This window comes from Cyclobacterium sp. L-R (genome assembly GCF_056859355.1).
The window spans coordinates 196,016-215,934 of record NZ_JBSXOH010000097.1 but is presented as its reverse complement, the minus strand read 5'-3'; the positions used below and the strand labels follow the sequence as shown (position 1 = coordinate 215,934).

Here is a 19,919-nt window from a genome sequence, read left to right as displayed (position 1 = left end):
GTCATAGTTTAGATTGATCTGACACATTGGTTAATCAACTAGTTCTGAGTATTTTTATGCAATAGCAAATGGAACTTAAAAGATATAGAACATTATGGATTTTGATTTAAAAAGGTACGAAATAGAAGTAACCGATATCTTAAGAAATGGTGAAACAGCTTTATTGTACGAGGCTGCCTTAAGATTAGAAAAAGGATCTGCCATATCCAGTACAGGGGCATTGATGGTTTTTTCAGGAAAAAAAACCGGAAGGAGTCCAAAAGACAAGAGAATCGTTAGACACCCTGAATCCGAAAAGCACATTGATTGGGGTTCAGTAAATTATGAGATGGATGAGCATACCTTTATGGTAAATAGGGAGCGGTCCATAGATTTTTTCAACACTAAAGATCACCTCTATGTGGTAGATGCATATGCCGGTTGGGATCCGAAATTCAGAATAAAGGTAAGAATCATTTGTACACGTGCATACCATGCACTTTTTATGCAAAACATGCTTATCCTACCTACGGCTGAAGAATTGGAAAATTTCGGAGAACCAGATTATGTTATTTTTAATGCCGGAGAGTTCCCTGCCAACCACTTCACTACTGACATGACTTCGAAAACCAGTATAGGGATCAGCCTGGAAAACAAAGAGGTTGTGATCTTGGGTACTGAATATGCCGGAGAAATGAAAAAAGGTATTTTTTCTATCATGAATTATTTAATGCCTGAAGAAGGTGTTCTGTCCATGCATTGCTCTGCTAATGTTGGAGAAAGTGGGGATGTCTCTTTACTATTTGGCCTTTCAGGTACTGGAAAAACAACACTAAGTGCTGACCCCAAGAGAAAGCTAATAGGAGATGATGAACACTGCTGGCATCAAGACGGCGTTTTCAATATAGAAGGAGGTTGTTATGCCAAAGCCATAGATTTAAGCGAGGAAGCCGAGCCTGATATATTTGGAGCCATTCGATATGGAACAGTTTTAGAAAACGTCATTTATGACCCAATTACCAGAGTAGTGGATTATTCTGATACTTCTATAACCCAAAATACCAGGGCTGCCTATCCAATTGATTTCATTGAAAACACAAAAATACCTTGTACAGCAGGCCATCCTAAAAACATAATATTTCTGACTTGTGATGCTTTTGGTGTACTGCCTCCTGTTAGCAAGTTGAGTCCCGAGCAGGCCAGTTACCATTTTATTTCAGGATATACTGCCAAAGTAGCCGGAACAGAAATGGGAGTAAAGGATCCACAAGCAACTTTTAGTGCTTGTTTTGGCGCTGCATTTATGATGTGGCACCCAAATAAATATGCTAACTTACTGGCTGACAAAATTAAAAAACACAATGTAAACGCTTGGCTGATAAATACAGGCTGGAGCGGAGGCTCCTACGGAGTAGGATCAAGAATTAAATTAAAGTACACACGTGCCATTTTGGATGCAATTCATAATGGAGATTTCGACAATGCTACATTTGCCAATGAAGGGGATTTTAATCTTCAAATCCCGACAAGCTGCAAAGGTGTGCCTAGTGAAATATTAATCCCAGAAAACACCTGGGAAGACAAAGTTAAGTTTAGTGAAGTAAAAAATAAATTGGTCAACCTCTTTAAGGGAAATTTCAAACAATTTGAAGATCAAGTGGATGAAAACATTTCCAAAGCAGGTCCCAAGTAAATAGCAAATGGGAAAAATCAGATTTTACAGTGTTATCATTGGTTTACTAGGAATGCTTCTGTTACAATGCCAAACAAAAGAAAAAGAAGGGGAAACTAAAAGCACCCCTTCTTTTTTAATTGACAACTTTTCCCTCCTGGCATTCGAAGAAATTGTCTCTGAAGTTGAATTTATCCCATTGATGGCGCCAAAGGACACCTTGATAAACCTTTCTTGCAATGTAAGCGAATTGGTCGTTAATGATAAGATTTTCTATGCCAGCAGGTGCTATAAAGACCTTTCTATTCATACATTTGATCTGGAAGGAAACCACCTTCAGAGCTGGAATAAAAAAGGAGAAGGCCCAGGTGAATATCCGTCATTACACGGCTTGATTGTTGATAACAATGAACTATACATAAGCACAGGAAGAGGATCAATATTAAAATATGGCTTACCTGCATTTGAATTTAAGGAAGAAATTCAATTAGGAGATTATAATTTCGTTCCTACGGTGTCGTTTATTTCAGCATATAACTGGTTGATTTCTTCTGAACCTCCAGGCAACGAGCGGCAAGAAATTTTTCATGTAGTAAATACAGAATCCGGGAAGGTGAATACCCTCCCTATTTTATCCCTGCCCTATAGTGGCGAATTAAACCCTGGAATGTTTGCTAACATGGAAGAGGGTAAACTGTTAAGTTTTGGCCTTTCAGATACCATATACAGTTATCAGCATGATGCGATCAAACCTTTCGTCATCTTAAATTTTGGAGACAAAAGTATCAGCCCGGATGATTTTGAATTAGAAGGAGAAGCCTTTGTAGAAAAAATATTACTTTCTCAAAATTATGCCTTTAATACAGGGCAAATTGATTACAGTGAAGGTATACTTAAATTTATGGCCTATGGTATTGAAAAAAACCCTCTTTTCGACCAAGCAGACCTTTCTACCTTTCCTTTTTATGATGTGTTTATCTCCCGAAATACCGGAGGACTCAAAATGACAAAGGCGCTATTAAATATTAGAAACAACAGTTGTTCAGCGGAAGGTTATTTTTACCAAGCCATGCAACAAACAGATTGGCAAAGGGCTTTAGACTTAGGGTATTTTGGCAAATATGAAGAAAAACTCCTACAAAGTATTGAGAAATTATCTGATGAGGAAGATCCTATAATTCTGAAATTTAAAGTTGCATTTTAGCGGATATCTGTTCAAATTATAATTTAAAGAAATAAGCATTGATTCTTCGTGTAGGAAGATCAATTCATGTGTTTCAATTTAAAGCATTCATTCAATTTCAAAAGAATTGGACATCATTTTTCACTATTCAGTAATTAAGCCCATTATAAACCATCAATTAAATGAAAAGCAGAATTCACACCCTTTTAGGTCTTGTAATTTTATCCACCTTGCTATTGAATCCCTCTTCTAGTAAAGCTCAAAACCATGTAGTGGAGACCTATAAAATAGTTGGTAACGATTCTTTAAAAATGGACATTTACCTTTCAGACGAACAAAAGAAAGACAAACCTGCAATGGTGTTTTTCTTTGGCGGTGGATGGGTTTCTGGTAGTTGGGATCAATTCCGACCACATGCCCTTCACTTTTCTAAAAAAGGTTTTGTAACCATATTGGTAGACTATAGGGTTGCTTCACGACAAAAGACCAGTCCTTTTGATGCGATTGAGGATGCAAAATCCGCTATGAAATACGTTAAAAAGAATGCTGAACGGTTTGGCTTGGATAGTGCCAAGGTCATTGCCTCCGGAGGTTCTGCTGGTGGACACTTGGCCGCTGCTACTGCAACTGTTCCAGGCTTTGAGGGTCAGGATAACGGAATAATTAGCACCAAGCCTGTTGCCTTACTTTTATTTAACCCTGTAATAGACAATGGACCAGCCGGATATGGGTATGACCGAGTAGCTGAAAGGTACAAAGATGTCTCCCCTCTCCATAACTTGAATACGGGTGTTCCACCGACACTTTTTTTTCTAGGAACCAAAGATCAATTGATTCCGGTAGAAACTGCGAGGTACTATAAAACGGCCATGGAAAAACTAGGAAGTTATTGCGAATTAATCTTATATGAAGGACAACCCCATGGCTTTTTTAATTATAAAAACCGTGAGATTTACGAACAAACAATAATTGAAACTGAGGCATTTTTAAAGAAAATAGGTCTACTTCCCAATTCTGAAACTGAATGAACCTATCAGTAGCAGGTAAAGCAATATTGTATTTTAGTTATTTTATTGAATAACAGACTAAAGCCAATCCTGACAGTTATAATTGTAAGGATTGGCTTATTAATTTATTCTGCTTTGTTGAGCCTGAATTCAACAAATATTATTCAATTTTGCAGCCTTTTTTTTCAAACTTTCCTACCCTGTTCCTTTCCCAAACTCTCCGAGTTCAGATTTAAGCCAAACTCCTAGCACTTACAAGGGGACAAGCTCAAACTTTTGGATAGCATCGGCTAGGACTGAAAACAAATACCTAGAAAATATATTACCATGCATTAGCTTGCTAAAAAAAATAGAAGCGAAAACATGGCAGAATAAAATACAATTCAAGATTGTTATTATCCTGTACCAAAATCCTTTTTTAAGCTTAAAAAGTGTAATTAAAACACTTTATTATGGATTTTGAAGAAAATTTCATAAAATATTATTTGGTAAAAATAGAAAATATAGAATTATTAATTTTTTTTTAACTTAATCGAAAGATAAGCTAAAATGATGCTTGCGATTCCATTTGTTTTTATTAAGTTTAAAAAATCATAACAATTTAAATACTTACTCAGTAAGGCATTGCGCCAAAAATATAGCTGTAGTCGGTTAAAATAAACCCACCTAGAAGCCTTTGTAACCCAAAGGCTTTTTTTTTATTTTAGCAGTAATGCTTCTAAAATATCTCCTACAAAATAGGCAACCATTGCTGCTATGACCCCTAGTGCAAGTGTCTCGATTACACTTTGCCAAATGCCTGTTTGATTTACCCAGCTTTTTAAAGCACCCACAAAGATAAATGCAACTCCGGTAAGCAAGCAAGTCCATAAAAACACGTCAAAGTTCGCTTCATAAAAGTAATCCCACATGTAAACTGTAAGTGGAATAAATCCAACAGCAATAAAGGAAATAAGCGTAGCAAGGCCTATTTTGAAAGGACTCTTGACTTCTTCAATCATATTTAGTTCGTCCTTCATCATTTCATTTACCCACCTGTCTCTATCAGAAACAATGACATTCACCACTTCTTGCAAAAGCTCTCCTTTAAATCCTTTCTCCCTATAAATGGCAACAATTTCTTCCCGTTCTTTCTTAGGAATATTATCTACCTCCCAATATTCAATGTTTTTGTGTTTCTGATAATTCTCCTTCTCTGATTTGGAAGAAAGGTAGGCACCAATGGACATGGACAATCCATCTGCAAATAAATTAGCAAAGCCCAAAATAATTATCACCATAGGATCTAGATTAGCACCTACTGCCCCTGCAACAACCGCAAAGGTTGTAACAGCTCCATCTATACCGCCATATACAAATTCTCTTAAGTATTCCTGAAGGTTTTTAAAAAAAGGTAATTCCTGATGTAATTCTGACTCTTCCAAATCTTGTCTATTTAAAGTCTACAATTGAATAATTATTTAACCCGAAATATGCAATAGACATTCTATTACGTGCTGAAATCGCTTTAAAATCAGCCACTTCGTTGCTATTTTCAATTTCACCAAAGCGGTGCTATGCTAAAATCTCCAAACAGCCTGATTTTCTTGCGATTGCAACACTTCCCGTAAACACGGGACAGGCTATCACGAATTCTATTAATCCGGGTTTAATGACCCTGCAAAGTACAGTTTTCACGATGCCTTTTGAATTTACAAAAAATCAATTAGTCTGGAAAATAAAAAGAAGTTGGGCCATATTATATTCCTGAAAGGTACTATTGATTCCACCACCAAGTACAAAACCTTTTACAAATCGCTCCTTACTTAAGCCAATTGATTTCCATAAATTTAAGCCAGAACTAACAGATCAGAGTTAAAAGAATGGAATCCATCAATCAATTTGACTTCCGGAGAAATTAGAAATTGATAATAAATGGCTTCATTTTTTAAAAAAACTAATGAATTACCAGATTGAAAAATAATAATTGAAATTAATCTCCTTGAATATGAAAGTGATAAAGCAAATCAACTCTTTTTTTTTGCCCTACTATTGTAAAAAAACAAACATTCTTCTACCTTTGTATCACTTCAAACGAGGAGTAATAAACAAACAAAAAAAGGAGTGGTAGTTCAGCTGGTTAGAATGCCTGCCTGTCACGCAGGAGGTCGCGGGTTCGAGTCCCGTCCATTCCGCTTATAGCCTTGGAATTCCAAGGCTTTTTTTTGCCTTCATAGTAAACAATTGTTTTTCTATATTTGAATTAATTGAATATAGAAGAAATGAACAACCAAAAAGGAGTGGTAGTTCAACTGGTTAGAATGTCCCGATGTTTCGGGAAGGCCGTTGGTTCGAAACTTAAGATAGAAATATAAAGGAGTGGTAGTTCAGCTGGTTAGAATGTCCCGATGTTTCGGGAAGGCCGCTGGTTCGAAACTTAAGATAGAAAAAAAAGGAGTGGTAGTTCAGCTGGTTAGAATGTCCCGATGTTTCGGGAAGGCCGTTGGTTCGAAACTTAAGATAGAAATAAAAAAGAGTGGTAGTTCAGCTGGTTAGAATGTCCCGATGTTTCGGGAAGGCCGTTGGTATGAAACTTAAGATAGAAATAAAAAGGAGTGGTAGTTCAGCTGGTTAGAATGCCTGCCTGTCACGCAGGAGGTCGCGGGTTCGAGTCCCGTCCATTCCGCAAAACCAACCCAAATTAGCTAATCATTTAGCTTTTATGGGTTGGTGTTTTACTTTAGGGGTCATGAGATTAGACTTCAAAAAATCCACAAGAAACACCTAAATCACTTCCTTCACCAGAGCAATAATCCTCGGAATGCATTTGATAGGCCTAGGGCCCATCAAATGATATACTCATTTTAGCTCCCCGTCACTTCTTCAATTACACGTAGCCAGTTCAAACCAAGAATTTTTTTAATTCGTTTGTCACTATACCCCAATCTTTGCATTGCCATTGTAATCTGAGGATAATCGCTAATGTCTTTAATTTCTCGTGGCAATTCAGGTCCTCCATCCAAATCACAACCTAAGGCCATATGATCCTCACCAACTAAATTTACCCCATAATCGATCACTTTGGCTAGCTGATCCACATGCATCCAATATTCGTCAGGAATGGTGCCATTGAAGACCAGAGGAACTTCTTTTCTCACTGCATCATCAACCTCTTCAATTGTATTCATGGAGGTTGATTCCTTCACTGACTCGGGTGTAGTTTCTTTAGGGGCTGTTTGCCAAGCCCAGTATTTAGGATTGTTAAATAGACTGCCAAAGTGAATACCTATCACCCCTCCTTTTGCTGCCACGGCCTTTGCTGCCTCATCTGTAATACAACGTGGATGTGCCACAATACTGTAAAAACCCCCATGACTGTAGGTTATTGGGTGTTTACTTGCCTCCGCTGCTTGTAATATGGCATCATTGGATGCATGGGCAATGTTAATAACCATCCCAAGGTTATTCATTTCAGCGATAATTTCTCTCCCCAAATCATTTATCCCACCCCAACGACTTACATCATTGCAAGTATCTATAAAGGCATTTGTGGTATTGTGTGCAGTAAGCTGTATCGACCTTAAACCTAAGCGATAAAGTGCCCTAAGTAAATTAATATCTCCATCTAAGTCAAAGCCTCCTTCTAAGTCAAGAAAAGCAGCCATTTTACCTTTCTTATTGATTCGTTTAATATCTTTAGCATTAAGCGCCAATTCAATGACTGAGTTATTCTTTTTTATCTGATCTAAAGCAAGATTTATAACACGAAACGTGTTCTTTACCTCAAACCTTCCAGGGTAATAATGCTCAGGAGTATAAACCGTGAAAAACATGGCATCTAAGCCACCTTCTTTTGCCCTTGGTAAATCAACGGTTCCGTCGGAATATCTTTGACCAATGTCTGTATTCATCAGCAACTCACGGGTCATTACATGTACATGTCCATCCATCACAAATGCTTCACGATGCAACTTCGGCATTATTTTATCCTGAGGCATCACTGGAAGTTTTTTACTTCCATTAGCTCCTGCCAATAAAGAATGAAGTGGCAATACACTTCCTGCTATTGGTAATAAGGTTAAGCCCTTAATAAGATTTCGGCGTTTCATTTATATATGCTTTTATTATTTTTTAATTTATTTATGCGAATAATTAAAATGGATTTTTGGTAGACAGGCAAAGCTATTGCCTCAATAAAAAACCCATTTAAATATTATGGTTCTTTGAATGCGCTTAGCGCGGACCTATTGATCAAACCCACGAATATAAGGACGAGCAGGTGGTCGCTCTCCAGTATTGAATTGTGCGCCACGGGTAGTTCGATAAGTCATGTTCATATACGGCGTTTCGATACGACGACCGACAGCAGAATAGCGACCATTCTCCCAGTTGGATTCTACATAGTGGTTTGTTATCCCTGTTGACAGAAGTAAACGTTCTGCATTGAACGGTTCCTTTTTGGTCACCATCATCTCTGTGATCCAATGTGGCTGGGCATTGGAGGCATGATACTGGTCAAATGGACCAGCCCAACCTAGCATAGAGACGATCGTAGGTTCATTCCGCCCTTCAATCTCTCCAGCAAAGGTCCAACCTACACCTTTTCCAGAAATCACTGCTCCTTTGGTTCCATCATTGTATTCTACGATACAAACATTAGCTCGATTGTTCTCTTGAAAGTGTCCTGGATTAAGGTCAAAATCTTCGGCCACAGCCTCAAGCAGCTTACTGGCCCAAGAATTGCGCTCGACCCATTCCCATGTTTCTTTCCCTCGAATGGATTGTACTGACTTAACACCTGTTTCGCCTCCCTTTCGCCGCTCTACAAAAGCTTGAAGCACATCTATACAATGGAAAATGCCACCCTCATCGGAAGCACCTCCAACTACGATCGAATGTTTTAAAGGCGTGTCTATATCAAGTTCTTTCTCTGGTTTACGATAGTAAACTGGTATAGAGGACCCTCCATTTAAAGGGAAGTTTAGCTCTCGGGATTTGTCAAACATCCACTTTGCTTCGTCCCAATCGTAAGAGAGGTGCTTGTCATTAAAAACCGGAACAGCACGCTTACTCTGTTCAAAAACCTTTACAACCTGTTGGTAAATCCTCCAGCGAGGTAAAAGCCAGCGTCCTTTAAGGTCTTTGGGATAATCGCCGTGTTCGGCGACAATTACAACGCCATCCACTGCCAGTTCTTCACCTCCTAGTGTTACTGCTTCGCCAACAGTCTTAAACACCGGAATACCTTTCGATTTGGCTACTTTCTGACCCAAAACGCTTGTCTCGTACTGATCCAAATAAATGGCTACAACTTCAACCCTGGAGGGTATATACTCCCCTTTCCACCAATAACCATCTAATAGTTTGGTCACAATCCAGTCTGCATGGGATCTAGTCTCACCCCAATAACTAGCTAATACTGCTATACGAGGCTTGTTTGCTGTAGTTTTTGCGAAAACATTGGTGGGTATACCCGACAAGGCTGTAATTCCTGCAACACCAGTTATCCCAAGCATTTCGCGTCGGGAAAGCAGGGGATTAGTGTTTAAAATTTTTGTAATAGAAAGTGAATCAGTTGCTCTATCAGCAATTTGTTTCTTTGACATAATGTTTAAGATTTCAGTAATTAAGGTTGAAGTGGTTTCCTTATCATTTACTATAAATCTAAACAATTAATTTTATATTGGTTTTATTTTTCAATCTCCTCAGATAAAGAACCCCTTGCTTTAAGCTTCGATTCTCCTTTACGCTTTGGTCCCAACATCCGATATTTGAAGGGTTTAAGATTTCTTTTTTAGTGTTTTGCCTTTATGGGCTGCTATGTGATTTGTCTTGCTGCTTTTTATTTCATACTGAGGTTCTTCCTCGCTGGCATGATGTATACCCTTTGTAATCAAAATCAGCGGTATGCACCTTAATGATTGTTCCTGACACATGCCCAACTTCTGAGTTCCAAGTAACTTCGTCTCCTACTTTGAACTCGAAATATGCAATAGACAATCTATTACGTGCTGAAATCGCTTCAAAATCAGCCATTTCGTTGCTGTTTTTAATTTCACCATAGTGGGGCTATGCTAAAAAATCCAAACAACCTGATTTTCTTGCGATTGCAACACTTCCCGTAAACACGGGACAGGCTTCACCCCTGACAATCAGGACAGAGAAATCCTATTACATAATCCGGGTTGAACCTATGCTTCATTTTTAAATTAATTCAAAACCATACAAACCATTAGGAAGGGCAAAATTTCCTAAATAAGCATCAACAATTTAAATTCAATTGCAAATCCTTATTAGGAAACTTTGCCATTATAACAACCTAAATTTCAAACAAACTAAACAGGAATTCCTTCCGTTTTTTTCATTCGGTCCCAATTTCTATGCTGAGCAATCGCTTTAATAAAAGCTTCAGGTTCAGCATTAATCAATATTGCTTTATCTTCTTTAAAATCCTTCACATATGTTTCGTCCAGAAGATGTTCTCCTTCATTGTCCGCAGCAATGGCTTTGCAATGTTTTAAAGCTTCATTAATAAACTTTTTGAACTTGGCATTTTTCAACAATGAAGCTACAGACGACTGTCCTCCGGGTATGTACAGTGCATCATACAAAACACTTTCAGTGGTGTTGATGCTTGCATCTACAGGATGATCCATATCAGAATCACACTTAATAGTACCACCATGTGGAGCAACTATACTCAGTATAGCATTTTCAGCTTCCAATGCCGTTTTCATTGCTTTAAAATCCTCCATATTGAACCCATCTCCAGCCAACAAAGCTACTTTGCGTGTTGCTATGCTGTCAAATTTGGTATTTGATTGGCTTAATGCAGCAGATTTATCAAGGTAATTCTTTTTAGGACCAGGCTGGTAATCGACCACGTTTGCATCTGCACCTATGGCTTGATTAATGGGTTGATCTATTTTTTCAGGAACACTTAATCCTAAATTACCTGCCACTTCCTCTGCCAATCCATTATCAATTTGTGCAATCATCCATAGCATCCTTTCTTGAATGTGTTTGTGGTTACATTTCCCTAATTCAAAGGAATATGCATTGGCCACATGCTTTTTTTCCCAATCTGCTAAACTTCTGTAAAAGAGAGCTGGCTGAGAAAAGAAATCATTGAAACTTTCACTTCTCGCTCTTATTTTTTTTCCATCAATTCTTTCCTCATAAGAAGAAAAAGCTCCTTCTGCTATTTTAGAAAGATGAGGGCATCCTCCTCCAAGTGTATTAGGAAAGTAAGCAGTTTGGCCTTTAGGTATTTCGGTCTGCATGTGTCCATCACGTTGGTTATGGTGCGACTTGGCTAAAGGCTGATTGATGGGTATTTGATGGAAATTTGGGCTTCCTAATCTGGAAAGCTGTGTATCACGATAAGAAAACAATCGACCCTGAAGTAAAGGGTCATTGGTAAAATCAATTCCAGGCACAATATTTCCAGGCAAGAATGCCACCTGTTCTGTTTCTGCGAAAAAATTCTCCGGGTTCCTATTCAAAGTCATCTTGCCGATAATCTTTACAGGAACCATCTCTTCGGGAATCAATTTGGTAGCATCTAATAGGTCGAAGTCATATTTATGTTCGTCTGCCTCTGGTACGATTTGAACCCCAAGCTCCCATTCTGGAAATTGGCCGGATTCGATTGCGTCCCAAAGGTCTCTTCTGTGAAAATCAGAATCTGCTCCACTTATCTTTGTTGCCTCATCCCAGGTAACCGAGTGCACTCCTAATAATGGTTTCCAGTGAAATTTCACGAAATGTGCTTCTCCTTTTTCATTGACAAGGCGGTAAGTATGAATTCCAAACCCTTCCATCATCCTTAGACTTCTAGGAATGGCCCTATCACTCATTACCCAAATCTGATTGTGTAAGGTTTCCGGCGTAAGCGATATGAAGTCATAAAAAGTATCATGGGCCGAAGCCGCTTGAGGTATTTCTTTGTTGGGCTCTGGCTTCACTGCGTGAATAAGATCAGGAAATTTCATGGCGTCCTGAATAAAGAAGATCGGCATGTTATTGCCCACCAAATCCCATGTTCCCTCTTCTGTATAAAATTTCACGGCAAAACCACGAACATCTCTTGCAAGATCAGTTGATCCTTTGGAACCGGCAACAGTTGAAAACCTTACAAAAACAGGCGTTTTTCTATTTGTATCTGTAAATATTCCTGCTTTGGAATATTGGCTAATGCTGTCATACAACTCAAAATACCCATGCGCCCCACTCCCTCTGGCATGTACAATTCGTTCTGGAATCCTTTCGTGGTCAAAACTGGTAATCTTTTCTCTAATGATAAAATCCTCCAAAAGTGTCGACCCCCTGACGCCGGCTTTTAGTGAGTTATTGGTATCATTGACCTTTACACCTTGCCTGGTAGTAAGCGCTTGGTCTTTAGGGTCTATTGTAAACTTTTCTAGTTGGTCTTCTTTTGCTGTTTTATGTTCCTTATTTTTCATGATAAGATTTTTAAAGGGTTAAAGAAATCAAATCTAATAGGACAATAAGAAAAAATATAGCTCAAAAGATTTATATATTACCTCAATCAAATTACAAGATTGGTTTTAAATAATATAAGCCTTTAATTATTCTAAAAAACACAGCATTTAAACTTTAAAAGCTTACTATTAATTTTGAATTTCATAGTGTTTAACAAAGTCAATTTCACCAGCTTTATTTAATTTAAAATTAATATTTTACTCTCCTTTCTATTTTACTGAAAAGAAATAACAAGGGTTTGGTGAGTTAAAAATGAGTTTTATCTATAAACATAATCTTGAATAGCAAGTTTCTATTTAAGAATACAAAAAATTCTTATTGGTCAATTAAACCCGAAATATGCAATAGACAATCTATTAGGTGCTGAAATCGCTTCAAATTCAGCCACTTCGTTGCTGTTTTCAATTTCACCATAGCGGTGCTATGCTAAAATCTCCAAACAGCCTGATTTTCTTGCGATTGCAACACTCATCACGACTCCTATTACAAAATCCGGGTTAAAAACAGTTCCAAAAGGCGAAATTATAAGTACAATGGATACAATCAGAGAAATAGATGATTCAGCGCTCTGCATTTTTAGAAAGAAATGGGCTCGGGGATTCAGATTCATTGATGAAAATGGGAAAGTTATTAAGGATAAAAAGAAATTAAAACGGCTAAAAAACCTTGTTATCCCTCCCATGTGGGAAGAAGTAAGGATTTGTCGCTTTGAGGATGGGCACATACAAGCTACTGGAAGAGACAAAAAAGGCAGAAAGCAATACATCTACCATTCTATCTATGAACAAAAATGCCAAGAAGAGAAATTCAATAAAATGTCCAGTTTTGCAATGGCATTACCTAGAATCCGTAAAAAGGCCTATAAAGCTTTAAAAGCAAAGGAATGGAATAAAACAAAAGTACTTGGACTGATGGTATTGATCCTGGATGAATATGGAATCCGAATTGGAAATAAATACTATCAAGCCAGTAATGAAACCATTGGGTTGACGACCTTGCGAAGAAAGCACATGAAAATCGAAGGTGATGGGCTTGTATTTCATTATACTGGAAAAAGTAAAATTGAACGTAAAGTGTTGATAGACGATGCTGAACTAATTAAATTAATAAAGGATTCAGCAGAGCTTCCTGGGTATGAAATATTTCGTTACCAGGATGAATCCGGAAATTTCCAAGCTGTAGACAGTGATGAAGTAAATCAGTTTATTAATGAAAATATGGGCGAAGAGTATTCTAGTAAATACTTTCGTACTTGGGCAGCCTGCAGGTTAGCTGTAGAATATTACCCTAAAGCATGGAAAGAACTTAAAAAATCAAAGCGCAAAAAATTTAGCAATATCCTTATAAAAATGGTGGCTTCAGAATTGGGCAACACTCCTACGGTTTGTAAAAACTATTACGTACACCCGGCTATTTTTAATGAAATTGATCAACAAACCCTGCCTAATCCTAATCCCTTCAAACCAACAAAGAGCCTCTATAACTTATCTAATAGCGAAAAACTCGCCCTAAAGATTATTGAAAAAGCCTCCTCCGAAAAGTGATTTTAGTAAATATTACTCTTCTGAAATTATAAAATCTTATTAAGCCAAAACCATGAACAAACCGTATTATATCATTTAAAAAAACGATTCCATAACCACTTTAATAAAACCACAAAAGGGAGAATTACTGCTCCTACAATCAATCCTATAATAAACTCCTGAAGTATAGAGGGTAGCGCAGGTATCAAATGGTGAAAGAAATCAATATTGTGTACAAAAATACCTCCGGCTACCAAAAGCAAGGCAATGGTACCTATCACTGACAAACTTTTTATTACAAGAGGTAATGCTTTCACCAATAGCTTTCCGAAAAAATCAGAAAGGCTTTTCTCCTCCTCATTGTAGGAGATCAATTTGTAACCGAAGTCATCCATCCTAATTATTACTGCTACAATTCCATAAACACCTGCAGTAGCTAATACTGCAATAAAAGAAACCACCAAAATCTGAACCCAAATTACTTCTTGAATTACTGTCCCTAAAGCAATAATTACAATCTCCACCGATAAAATAAAGTCCGTGAAAATGGCAGATTTTATTTTATCATTTTCTGAGGCTAAAATTTCTTCTTCAGTTAATTTTTGACTCAATAGTTCAGGTTTATGGTGCTTATGTCCAGCGAAGAATTCATATACTTTCTCAGCTCCTTCGTAGGCCAAATAAAGACCGCCCAATAGTAATACAATGGTAATTACCTTAGGTAAGAATGCACTTAGCAAAAATGCAGCCGGCAAAATGATTAATTTATTAACAAAAGAACCTTTTGTAATGGCCCATAATACTGGAATTTCACGAGATGCGATAAAACCTGATGATTTCTCAGCATTTACGGCTAGGTCATCTCCTAATATACCCGCCGTTTTTTTAGCTGCCACTTTACTCATTGTAGCCACATCATCCATAAGCATAGCTATGTCATCCAATAATGCAAAAAAACCTGAAGCCATGTAGTATATGTTTAAAATGATTTAATTAATGTAAAATGTATTTTTTTAATCCTCACTATCTTCCTTAAACCTAAGGGCTAAAGGAAATAAATAATATTATTTCCAACCACCAATTTTATACCTCGGTTCCAATTTACTTGAATAAGACAAACAATTAATTTTTTGAGTTCATTCAAAAATTAAGAACTAGGTATCTTGTACCAGATTTAAAACAAACAATTTAGATATGCTTAAATGGACAATCATATTCTTTCTATCGGCAATTCTTGCAGCAATGTATGGTTTTGGAGGTTTAGCCGAAGGTGCAGAAGATGTGGCTAAAGTAATGTGTTTTATCTTTACTGGTATGGTTTTTGGGTCACTATTTTCAAATTTTAAAAGAATTTGAAGCGATTTGGAAAACTATTAGGCCTAAGAGAATCAACAGGGCAATAAAAAACTTAACTTTCCTGCTACCATTGCCTTATAACCAATTTATGTAATGGCATACTTTTCTTTTTCAATTAGTTAAGCCCAAATCGTATATTTTGCATTGAAACTGATGGGAAGTAATCTCAATTAGTCTAAAGTTTTAAAAATCCAATTGAGCCTACTTCTTAGGCGTGGTAAAATTGGAGTATACGGTCCTACTAAGGTCCTGGTGTATTTAAGATTCATGCAGATTAGAGGTATCAATACCTCAAAAAGCCAATGGCGGTACATTCCCTTTTCAGTAAGTTAGCCCCATATGTAGTGCTTTTAAAGTTATTTTTAGAAAGGGTCAAAAGCACTAAGCAATAAGATTTTAAATGCTTATTTGATATTATTACGATACCAGACACCAACCTTAAAGTAGGACTTGGGTTATATAAATTATAATATTCTAACCAAACAAAAAATGGAAAGCTTGTTTACAACCACCTGGACCTCAATTGCCTTAATGGCAATAACTGCTTTAGGCATCTATATTTCTGTTATATTACTTACTAGAATTAGCGGTAAGCGAAGCTTTTCAAAAATGTCGAGTTTTGATTTTGCAATGACAGTAGCTGTGGGCTCCATTATAGCCACAACCATCCTTTCTTCAACAGTTAATTTAACTGAAGGGGTATTCGGTTTAGTGATTGTCTATTTTTTACAAATTTCAATAGCCCTGGCTAGAAGAAATAAGTTTATAGAAAACATTGTAGACAACACGCCGCTATTGTTAATGGATGGTGAAAAAATATTGGACTATAATTTAAGAAAAGCGAGGGTCTCTGAAAGTGATCTTCGCTCAAAACTTCGTGAAGCAAACGTAACACAATTATCTCAAGTAAGGGCGGTTATTTTCGAAACTACGGGTGATATCTCAGTTCTTCATTCTCAGGAGGATCAACCAATTGATTTATGGCTAATGAAAGATGTGGATAGGGTCTAAGTTTTATTCGCCTCATTGATCAAGTAAGAAAAAACTAATTTCCCCCAACTTGAAATAGCCCAATACTTCAGTACCTACGGTAAACCAAAAATAAACCATCGCATAATCAAAACTCCCTATTGCTAAATCTACTTTCTCACCGTTGTAATCAACCATGCCAATTGGTCACTATTATATAAAGCGAGCTAACTTGAACAAATGGCCTTGGAGTTTCACTACTTTGATCTGCTTTAGATTTTCGAGCTCAATAGTCGGAGTATAACATAAAAAAACAGACATACCCTTAGTTCTGAATGTGCCTGTTTTTTTATGTTCCCGTATATTTCCCAAATTATTCCACTATATCTTTCAGTGATTTTATTTGTTCCAGATCCGTTCTGATTTTAATGGCATGATTCTGAATTATTTGATCTAACATTATTGGTAAATGTTGGACTTCCAATAATTCTTCATATTCTTCTAAAGCAGCCTTATCCCCTCGGATAGCCTCCTCAAGCATTTCAGCATCATTGTTTCCTGCTATAAATGATTTCGCATCCATCCATGCACGATGAATGGAACCAGTAAAACTACCTTCTGTATTCATTTCATCAAAATTGGCTGCCAATTCCCTTTTCAATCTTAAATTAAAATCCCTGCGTTCATTTGACCTTTTTAGGAAAAAGCTTCTTAGTTCAGGGTTTTTTGTATTTGCGGCAGCCGTTGCATATCCTTTCTCCGCATCCTTATTTTTTTCTAAAATCTCAGAAAGTTGAATGTTCAGTTTATTATTTTCCCTATCCATCTTGTTTTGTTTTTGAAATTAATAAAGGCTTAAATTTAAACGTAAAAACCCTTAACTATTAACTTCAAAAAATACTTTATTGACTTATAAAAAAATGCTTTATAGTTAATTTAAAATAAAATCCATAACAAACAACAAACTTGAACCAACACAGCTCATTTAGAACCAATCAAGTTATTTTTAATTATAAGGGTTAAGAGAACTGGCAAGAAAGAAAGAAGGAAATGTTTGCTATTAAACCAATTAAAAAAATACAATCTGATTTTGAAAGTGCGCAAATGGTTAGGAATGTTTTTCTGGCAGGATAACAGTAAAGGTAGTTCCTATCCCTTCCTCACTTTTAGTTGTAACCATTCCCTTATGATTACTGATAATCTTTTTCACAATAGCCAAGCCAATGCCTGTGCCCTCATATTCGTGTTTACCGTGTAACCTTTGAAAAACTTCAAATATTTTTCCTTCTGTACCTTTGGGTAAGCCAATCCCATTATCTTCGACCTGAATGGCAAAGTATTTTTTATTCTGATTTAAATTTAATTTGGACAATTGATTTGAGACAACTTCCGACGCCCTAATTCTAATTTCAGGAGCCACATTTTTCCTTGAGAATTTAATGGCATTATTTAATAGGTTTGAAAAAACTTGACGCATCTGAAACAAAATGGCTTCAATTTCAGGAAGCCTTTCAACAGTTACCTTAGCATTAGATTGCTCAATTATACTATTGGATTCTTCAAGGACTTGTGCTAAAACATCATTTAAATCAATGGATTCATATTTAGTAATATCATCATTAGAACGAGAAAAGGTTAGCAAATCATCAATAAGGATCCGCATTCTACTGGCAGCAAATGAAATTTTATCAAAATGATTTTTCCCTTTATCAGTAAGCCTCTCCACCTCATTTTCCATGATTACAGAAGTATACATTTGTATTTTCCGCAATGGTTCCTGAAGATCATGACTCGACACATAAGCAAACGATTGTAGCTCTTCATTTGCAATTTCAAGTTTAGCAACAGAATCCTGCAATTTGTCATTTGACTCAAGCAGGAGTTTTGTTCTTAAATCTACCTGACTTTCCAATTCCTTTGTGAAGTTTTCAAGCCTTTTTCTGGACAAGACTTGATCTGTAACATCAGTAGCTGTAACAATCACTCCTGAAATAGTTCCATCAATTTCAGACAAGGGTAGGTAATGGTAATCCAAAAAGAATTCTTTCTCTATACCACCTGAGTTAATGACAGCTTTAGAGGCATTGCTTTTCACCCCATTTCCTGTACTCAACACATATTGAAGCTCATCCAAATACTTCTGATATGTTAATTCTGGAAAAACTTCCACCAATCGCTTTCCTTCGACCTCCTCCCACTCTCTATTCCACAGATGGCTTAGCATCCGATTATTCGCCATTTCAATTTTCAATTCTTTCCCCCTTAAAATGGCCATGGCAATTGGGGAATGCTGCATGTGTTTTCTAAACTGACTTTCATTTTCAGCCAATGCATTTTTTGCTTCAACAAAATCAGTAACCTCATTGGTTACTAACATTACTTCGACAACTTCTCCAGCAAAAAATGTAATCGGCTGAATAATAAAATTGAAATAAGTATTTTCAATTTCTCCATCTCTTTTTATAGATACCTGAAATTCAGTACCACGGGTAGGTTTTTGTTTATTGAAAACCTCTTCAAACAAATGAGAGACAGTGCCTCTAACTTCGGGCATTGCTTCAAAAAGTTTTTTACCTACAAAATTATTGGCATCCCTATCTACAAATTTTAACATTGCATTGTTTGCCATTATATTAACCAAATCCCGCCCTTTAAAAATGGCTATTCCCACAGGTGCTTTGAAAACAATATCTCTAAAATGCTGCTCTTGTTTTTTTATTTGGGCATTGGCGAGCTTTAACTTTTTTTCATAGCGAACTTGCTCAGACACATCCTGCAAAGTACCATTAAAGTGTACAGGCTCCTGAGCATTATTAAATCGGACTCTCCCTTTTGCACGAACAATTCTAACTTTATTAGTCATATCATTCCTTATGGAAAAAGTATCTGAAAATTTACCATTATTTAGACCTATCAAGGCTTTTTTTATGGAACCTAAAACCCTATCGATATCCTCTGGAACAATTGCCTTTAGTGCATTTTCCAAATTAACGGCCTTAACCTTTGGAATCCCCAGCCACTCCATTAATCGGTCATTCCCTTTAAATGTATCCATTAATGGATTAAAATCCCAGGCGCCTAATTCCGCAGCATCAATAGCAAATGCAAGTTGACTTTCACTTTCTTGGAGCTGTTTTAAATTATTCACAGCATCGGTTGTTTCTATGCATGTAATTAAAATCCCCTCCGTCTCTTCATTATCTCCTATAAGCACACTATAACTAAAAGTCCAATAAACATCTTCCATCCTTCCATTTCTGAAAATGGAAACAAGCTGATTTTCATGCCAAGTTGGATCACCTGTGTGCCAGACGTTCTTGATTTCTTTTAATAAAGTATGCACCAATTCAGGGAAGGCCTCTTCAAATCGCTGACCTAAGATAATTGGATGTTTTCCATCCTTTCCCAAACTAGGGCGATAAGCATCATTGTAAAAACAATAATGCTCTTCACCCCAAAGAATAAAATTAGGAAATGCTGTTTTCAGCATACTGCTTACAGCCAATCTTAATGACAAGGGCCAATTTTCGGGAATTCCTAAAGGATGATCCTTCCAGTCTTTATTGCCTATCATCCACCCCATCTCTCCGCCATTATGCAGAAATTTAGGGATTGATTCAATATCTCTGTTGTTTACATTCATAAAAGCCAGGCACTAATTATTTCGCATTATCTTTTAACATTTAATGATTAAAATAGGATACAAAAACAATCATTTCATAATAGATTTTCAGGTAGGGAAATTG

16 protein-coding genes and 2 tRNA genes are annotated in these 19,919 nt (G+C 36.8%); 8 read left to right on the top strand and 10 right to left on the bottom strand.

Annotation, left to right across the window (positions count from 1 at the left end):
- Positions 1-94: 94 nt before the first annotated feature.
- The 3 genes from pckA (at position 95) to AC13EX_RS22520 (ending at position 3,862) form a co-directional block, all read left to right on the top strand.
- Complete coding sequence (gene pckA / locus AC13EX_RS22530; protein WP_482894436.1) at positions 95-1,672, top strand: phosphoenolpyruvate carboxykinase (ATP); 1,578 nt, start codon at positions 95-97, stop codon at positions 1,670-1,672.
- Between the two features lie 7 nt (positions 1,673-1,679).
- Positions 1,680-2,855 carry a 6-bladed beta-propeller gene (locus AC13EX_RS22525; RefSeq protein ID WP_482894435.1) on the top strand — a complete coding sequence of 392 codons (1,176 nt, stop codon included), beginning with the start codon at positions 1,680-1,682 and terminating at the stop codon, positions 2,853-2,855.
- 161 nt (positions 2,856-3,016) lie between these two features.
- The gene (locus tag AC13EX_RS22520) at positions 3,017-3,862 is read left to right on the top strand and encodes an alpha/beta hydrolase (protein WP_482894434.1); all 846 of its coding nucleotides are present in this window, start codon (positions 3,017-3,019) and stop codon (positions 3,860-3,862) included.
- 677 nt (positions 3,863-4,539) lie between these two features.
- Here AC13EX_RS22520 and AC13EX_RS22515 read toward each other — a convergent pair.
- Entirely contained in the window at positions 4,540-5,265 is a 726-nt protein-coding gene (locus AC13EX_RS22515; RefSeq protein WP_048644157.1) for a VIT1/CCC1 transporter family protein, read from the bottom strand.
- A gap of 676 nt (positions 5,266-5,941) precedes the next feature.
- Between AC13EX_RS22515 and AC13EX_RS22510 the strand changes: the two genes are divergently transcribed.
- Positions 5,942-6,015, top strand: a tRNA-Asp gene (locus AC13EX_RS22510).
- A 417-nt stretch (positions 6,016-6,432) separates the two neighbouring features.
- Positions 6,433-6,506 (top strand) — tRNA-Asp (locus tag AC13EX_RS22505).
- Positions 6,507-6,684: 178 nt separating this feature from the next.
- On the opposite strand, the gene AC13EX_RS22500 is transcribed toward AC13EX_RS22505, so the two are convergent.
- The 5 genes from AC13EX_RS22500 to AC13EX_RS22480 all read right to left on the bottom strand — a co-directional run bounded on the left by AC13EX_RS22500 (position 6,685) and on the right by AC13EX_RS22480 (position 12,285).
- Positions 6,685-7,929 (bottom strand): dipeptidase, encoded by a 1,245-nt coding sequence (locus tag AC13EX_RS22500; protein ID WP_482894433.1) that lies wholly within the window; start codon positions 7,927-7,929, stop codon positions 6,685-6,687.
- A gap of 135 nt (positions 7,930-8,064) precedes the next feature.
- Complete coding sequence (locus tag AC13EX_RS22495) at positions 8,065-9,426, bottom strand: hypothetical protein (protein WP_482894432.1); 1,362 nt, start codon at positions 9,424-9,426, stop codon at positions 8,065-8,067.
- 174 nt (positions 9,427-9,600) lie between these two features.
- Positions 9,601-9,717 carry an HVA1 family protein gene (locus AC13EX_RS22490; protein ID WP_482894431.1) on the bottom strand — a complete coding sequence of 39 codons (117 nt, stop codon included), beginning with the start codon at positions 9,715-9,717 and terminating at the stop codon, positions 9,601-9,603.
- Positions 9,668-9,856 carry a hypervirulence associated TUDOR domain-containing protein gene (locus AC13EX_RS22485; RefSeq protein WP_482894430.1) on the bottom strand — a complete coding sequence of 63 codons (189 nt, stop codon included), beginning with the start codon at positions 9,854-9,856 and terminating at the stop codon, positions 9,668-9,670. Before AC13EX_RS22485 ends, AC13EX_RS22490 begins: the two co-directional genes overlap by 50 nt.
- 299 nt (positions 9,857-10,155) lie before the next feature.
- Positions 10,156-12,285, bottom strand: coding sequence for a catalase (locus AC13EX_RS22480; protein WP_482894429.1), 2,130 nt, complete (start codon positions 12,283-12,285; stop codon positions 10,156-10,158).
- 573 nt (positions 12,286-12,858) lie between these two features.
- On the opposite strand from AC13EX_RS22480, the gene AC13EX_RS22475 reads away from it, so the two are divergent.
- Complete coding sequence (locus AC13EX_RS22475; protein WP_482894428.1) at positions 12,859-13,869, top strand: DNA topoisomerase IB; 1,011 nt, start codon at positions 12,859-12,861, stop codon at positions 13,867-13,869.
- Positions 13,870-13,940: 71 nt separating this feature from the next.
- Here the strand turns inward: AC13EX_RS22475 and AC13EX_RS22470 are convergent, their stop codons facing one another.
- On the bottom strand, positions 13,941-14,816 hold the full coding sequence (locus AC13EX_RS22470; protein WP_482894427.1) for a DUF808 domain-containing protein: 876 nt from the start codon (positions 14,814-14,816) through the stop codon (positions 13,941-13,943).
- A gap of 226 nt (positions 14,817-15,042) precedes the next feature.
- On the opposite strand from AC13EX_RS22470, the gene AC13EX_RS22465 reads away from it, so the two are divergent.
- Entirely contained in the window at positions 15,043-15,204 is a 162-nt protein-coding gene (locus AC13EX_RS22465; protein ID WP_048644163.1) for a DUF1328 domain-containing protein, read from the top strand.
- A gap of 489 nt (positions 15,205-15,693) precedes the next feature.
- Entirely contained in the window at positions 15,694-16,215 is a 522-nt protein-coding gene (locus AC13EX_RS22460; RefSeq protein ID WP_339717188.1) for a DUF421 domain-containing protein, read from the top strand.
- A gap of 12 nt (positions 16,216-16,227) precedes the next feature.
- On the opposite strand, the gene AC13EX_RS22455 is transcribed toward AC13EX_RS22460, so the two are convergent.
- The 3 genes from AC13EX_RS22455 to AC13EX_RS22445 form a co-directional block, all read right to left on the bottom strand.
- Positions 16,228-16,371, bottom strand: coding sequence for a hypothetical protein (locus AC13EX_RS22455; protein ID WP_157470585.1), 144 nt, complete (start codon positions 16,369-16,371; stop codon positions 16,228-16,230).
- Positions 16,372-16,546: 175 nt separating this feature from the next.
- The gene (locus tag AC13EX_RS22450; RefSeq protein ID WP_048644165.1) at positions 16,547-16,999 is read right to left on the bottom strand and encodes a ferritin-like domain-containing protein; all 453 of its coding nucleotides are present in this window, start codon (positions 16,997-16,999) and stop codon (positions 16,547-16,549) included.
- Positions 17,000-17,281: 282 nt separating this feature from the next.
- Positions 17,282-19,816 (bottom strand): ATP-binding protein, encoded by a 2,535-nt coding sequence (locus tag AC13EX_RS22445; protein ID WP_482894426.1) that lies wholly within the window; start codon positions 19,814-19,816, stop codon positions 17,282-17,284.
- Positions 19,817-19,919: the final 103 nt, after the last annotated feature.

Coding starts and splice junctions, on each gene's coding strand:
- AC13EX_RS22525 (WP_482894435.1), top strand. CDS start 1,680: ATGGGAAAAATCAGATTTTACAGTGTTATCATTGGTTTACTAGGAATG.
- AC13EX_RS22500 (WP_482894433.1), bottom strand. CDS start 7,929: ATGAAACGCCGAAATCTTATTAAGGGCTTAACCTTATTACCAATAGCA.
- AC13EX_RS22480 (WP_482894429.1), bottom strand. CDS start 12,285: ATGAAAAATAAGGAACATAAAACAGCAAAAGAAGACCAACTAGAAAAG.
- AC13EX_RS22460 (WP_339717188.1), top strand. CDS start 15,694: ATGGAAAGCTTGTTTACAACCACCTGGACCTCAATTGCCTTAATGGCA.
- AC13EX_RS22520 (WP_482894434.1), top strand. CDS start 3,017: ATGAAAAGCAGAATTCACACCCTTTTAGGTCTTGTAATTTTATCCACC.
- AC13EX_RS22455 (WP_157470585.1), bottom strand. CDS start 16,371: ATGGTTGATTACAACGGTGAGAAAGTAGATTTAGCAATAGGGAGTTTT.
- pckA (WP_482894436.1), top strand. CDS start 95: ATGGATTTTGATTTAAAAAGGTACGAAATAGAAGTAACCGATATCTTA.
- AC13EX_RS22495 (WP_482894432.1), bottom strand. CDS start 9,426: ATGTCAAAGAAACAAATTGCTGATAGAGCAACTGATTCACTTTCTATT.
- AC13EX_RS22450 (WP_048644165.1), bottom strand. CDS start 16,999: ATGGATAGGGAAAATAATAAACTGAACATTCAACTTTCTGAGATTTTA.
- AC13EX_RS22470 (WP_482894427.1), bottom strand. CDS start 14,816: ATGGCTTCAGGTTTTTTTGCATTATTGGATGACATAGCTATGCTTATG.
- AC13EX_RS22475 (WP_482894428.1), top strand. CDS start 12,859: ATGGATACAATCAGAGAAATAGATGATTCAGCGCTCTGCATTTTTAGA.
- AC13EX_RS22445 (WP_482894426.1), bottom strand. CDS start 19,816: ATGAATGTAAACAACAGAGATATTGAATCAATCCCTAAATTTCTGCAT.
- AC13EX_RS22485 (WP_482894430.1), bottom strand. CDS start 9,856: ATGGCTGATTTTGAAGCGATTTCAGCACGTAATAGATTGTCTATTGCA.
- AC13EX_RS22465 (WP_048644163.1), top strand. CDS start 15,043: ATGCTTAAATGGACAATCATATTCTTTCTATCGGCAATTCTTGCAGCA.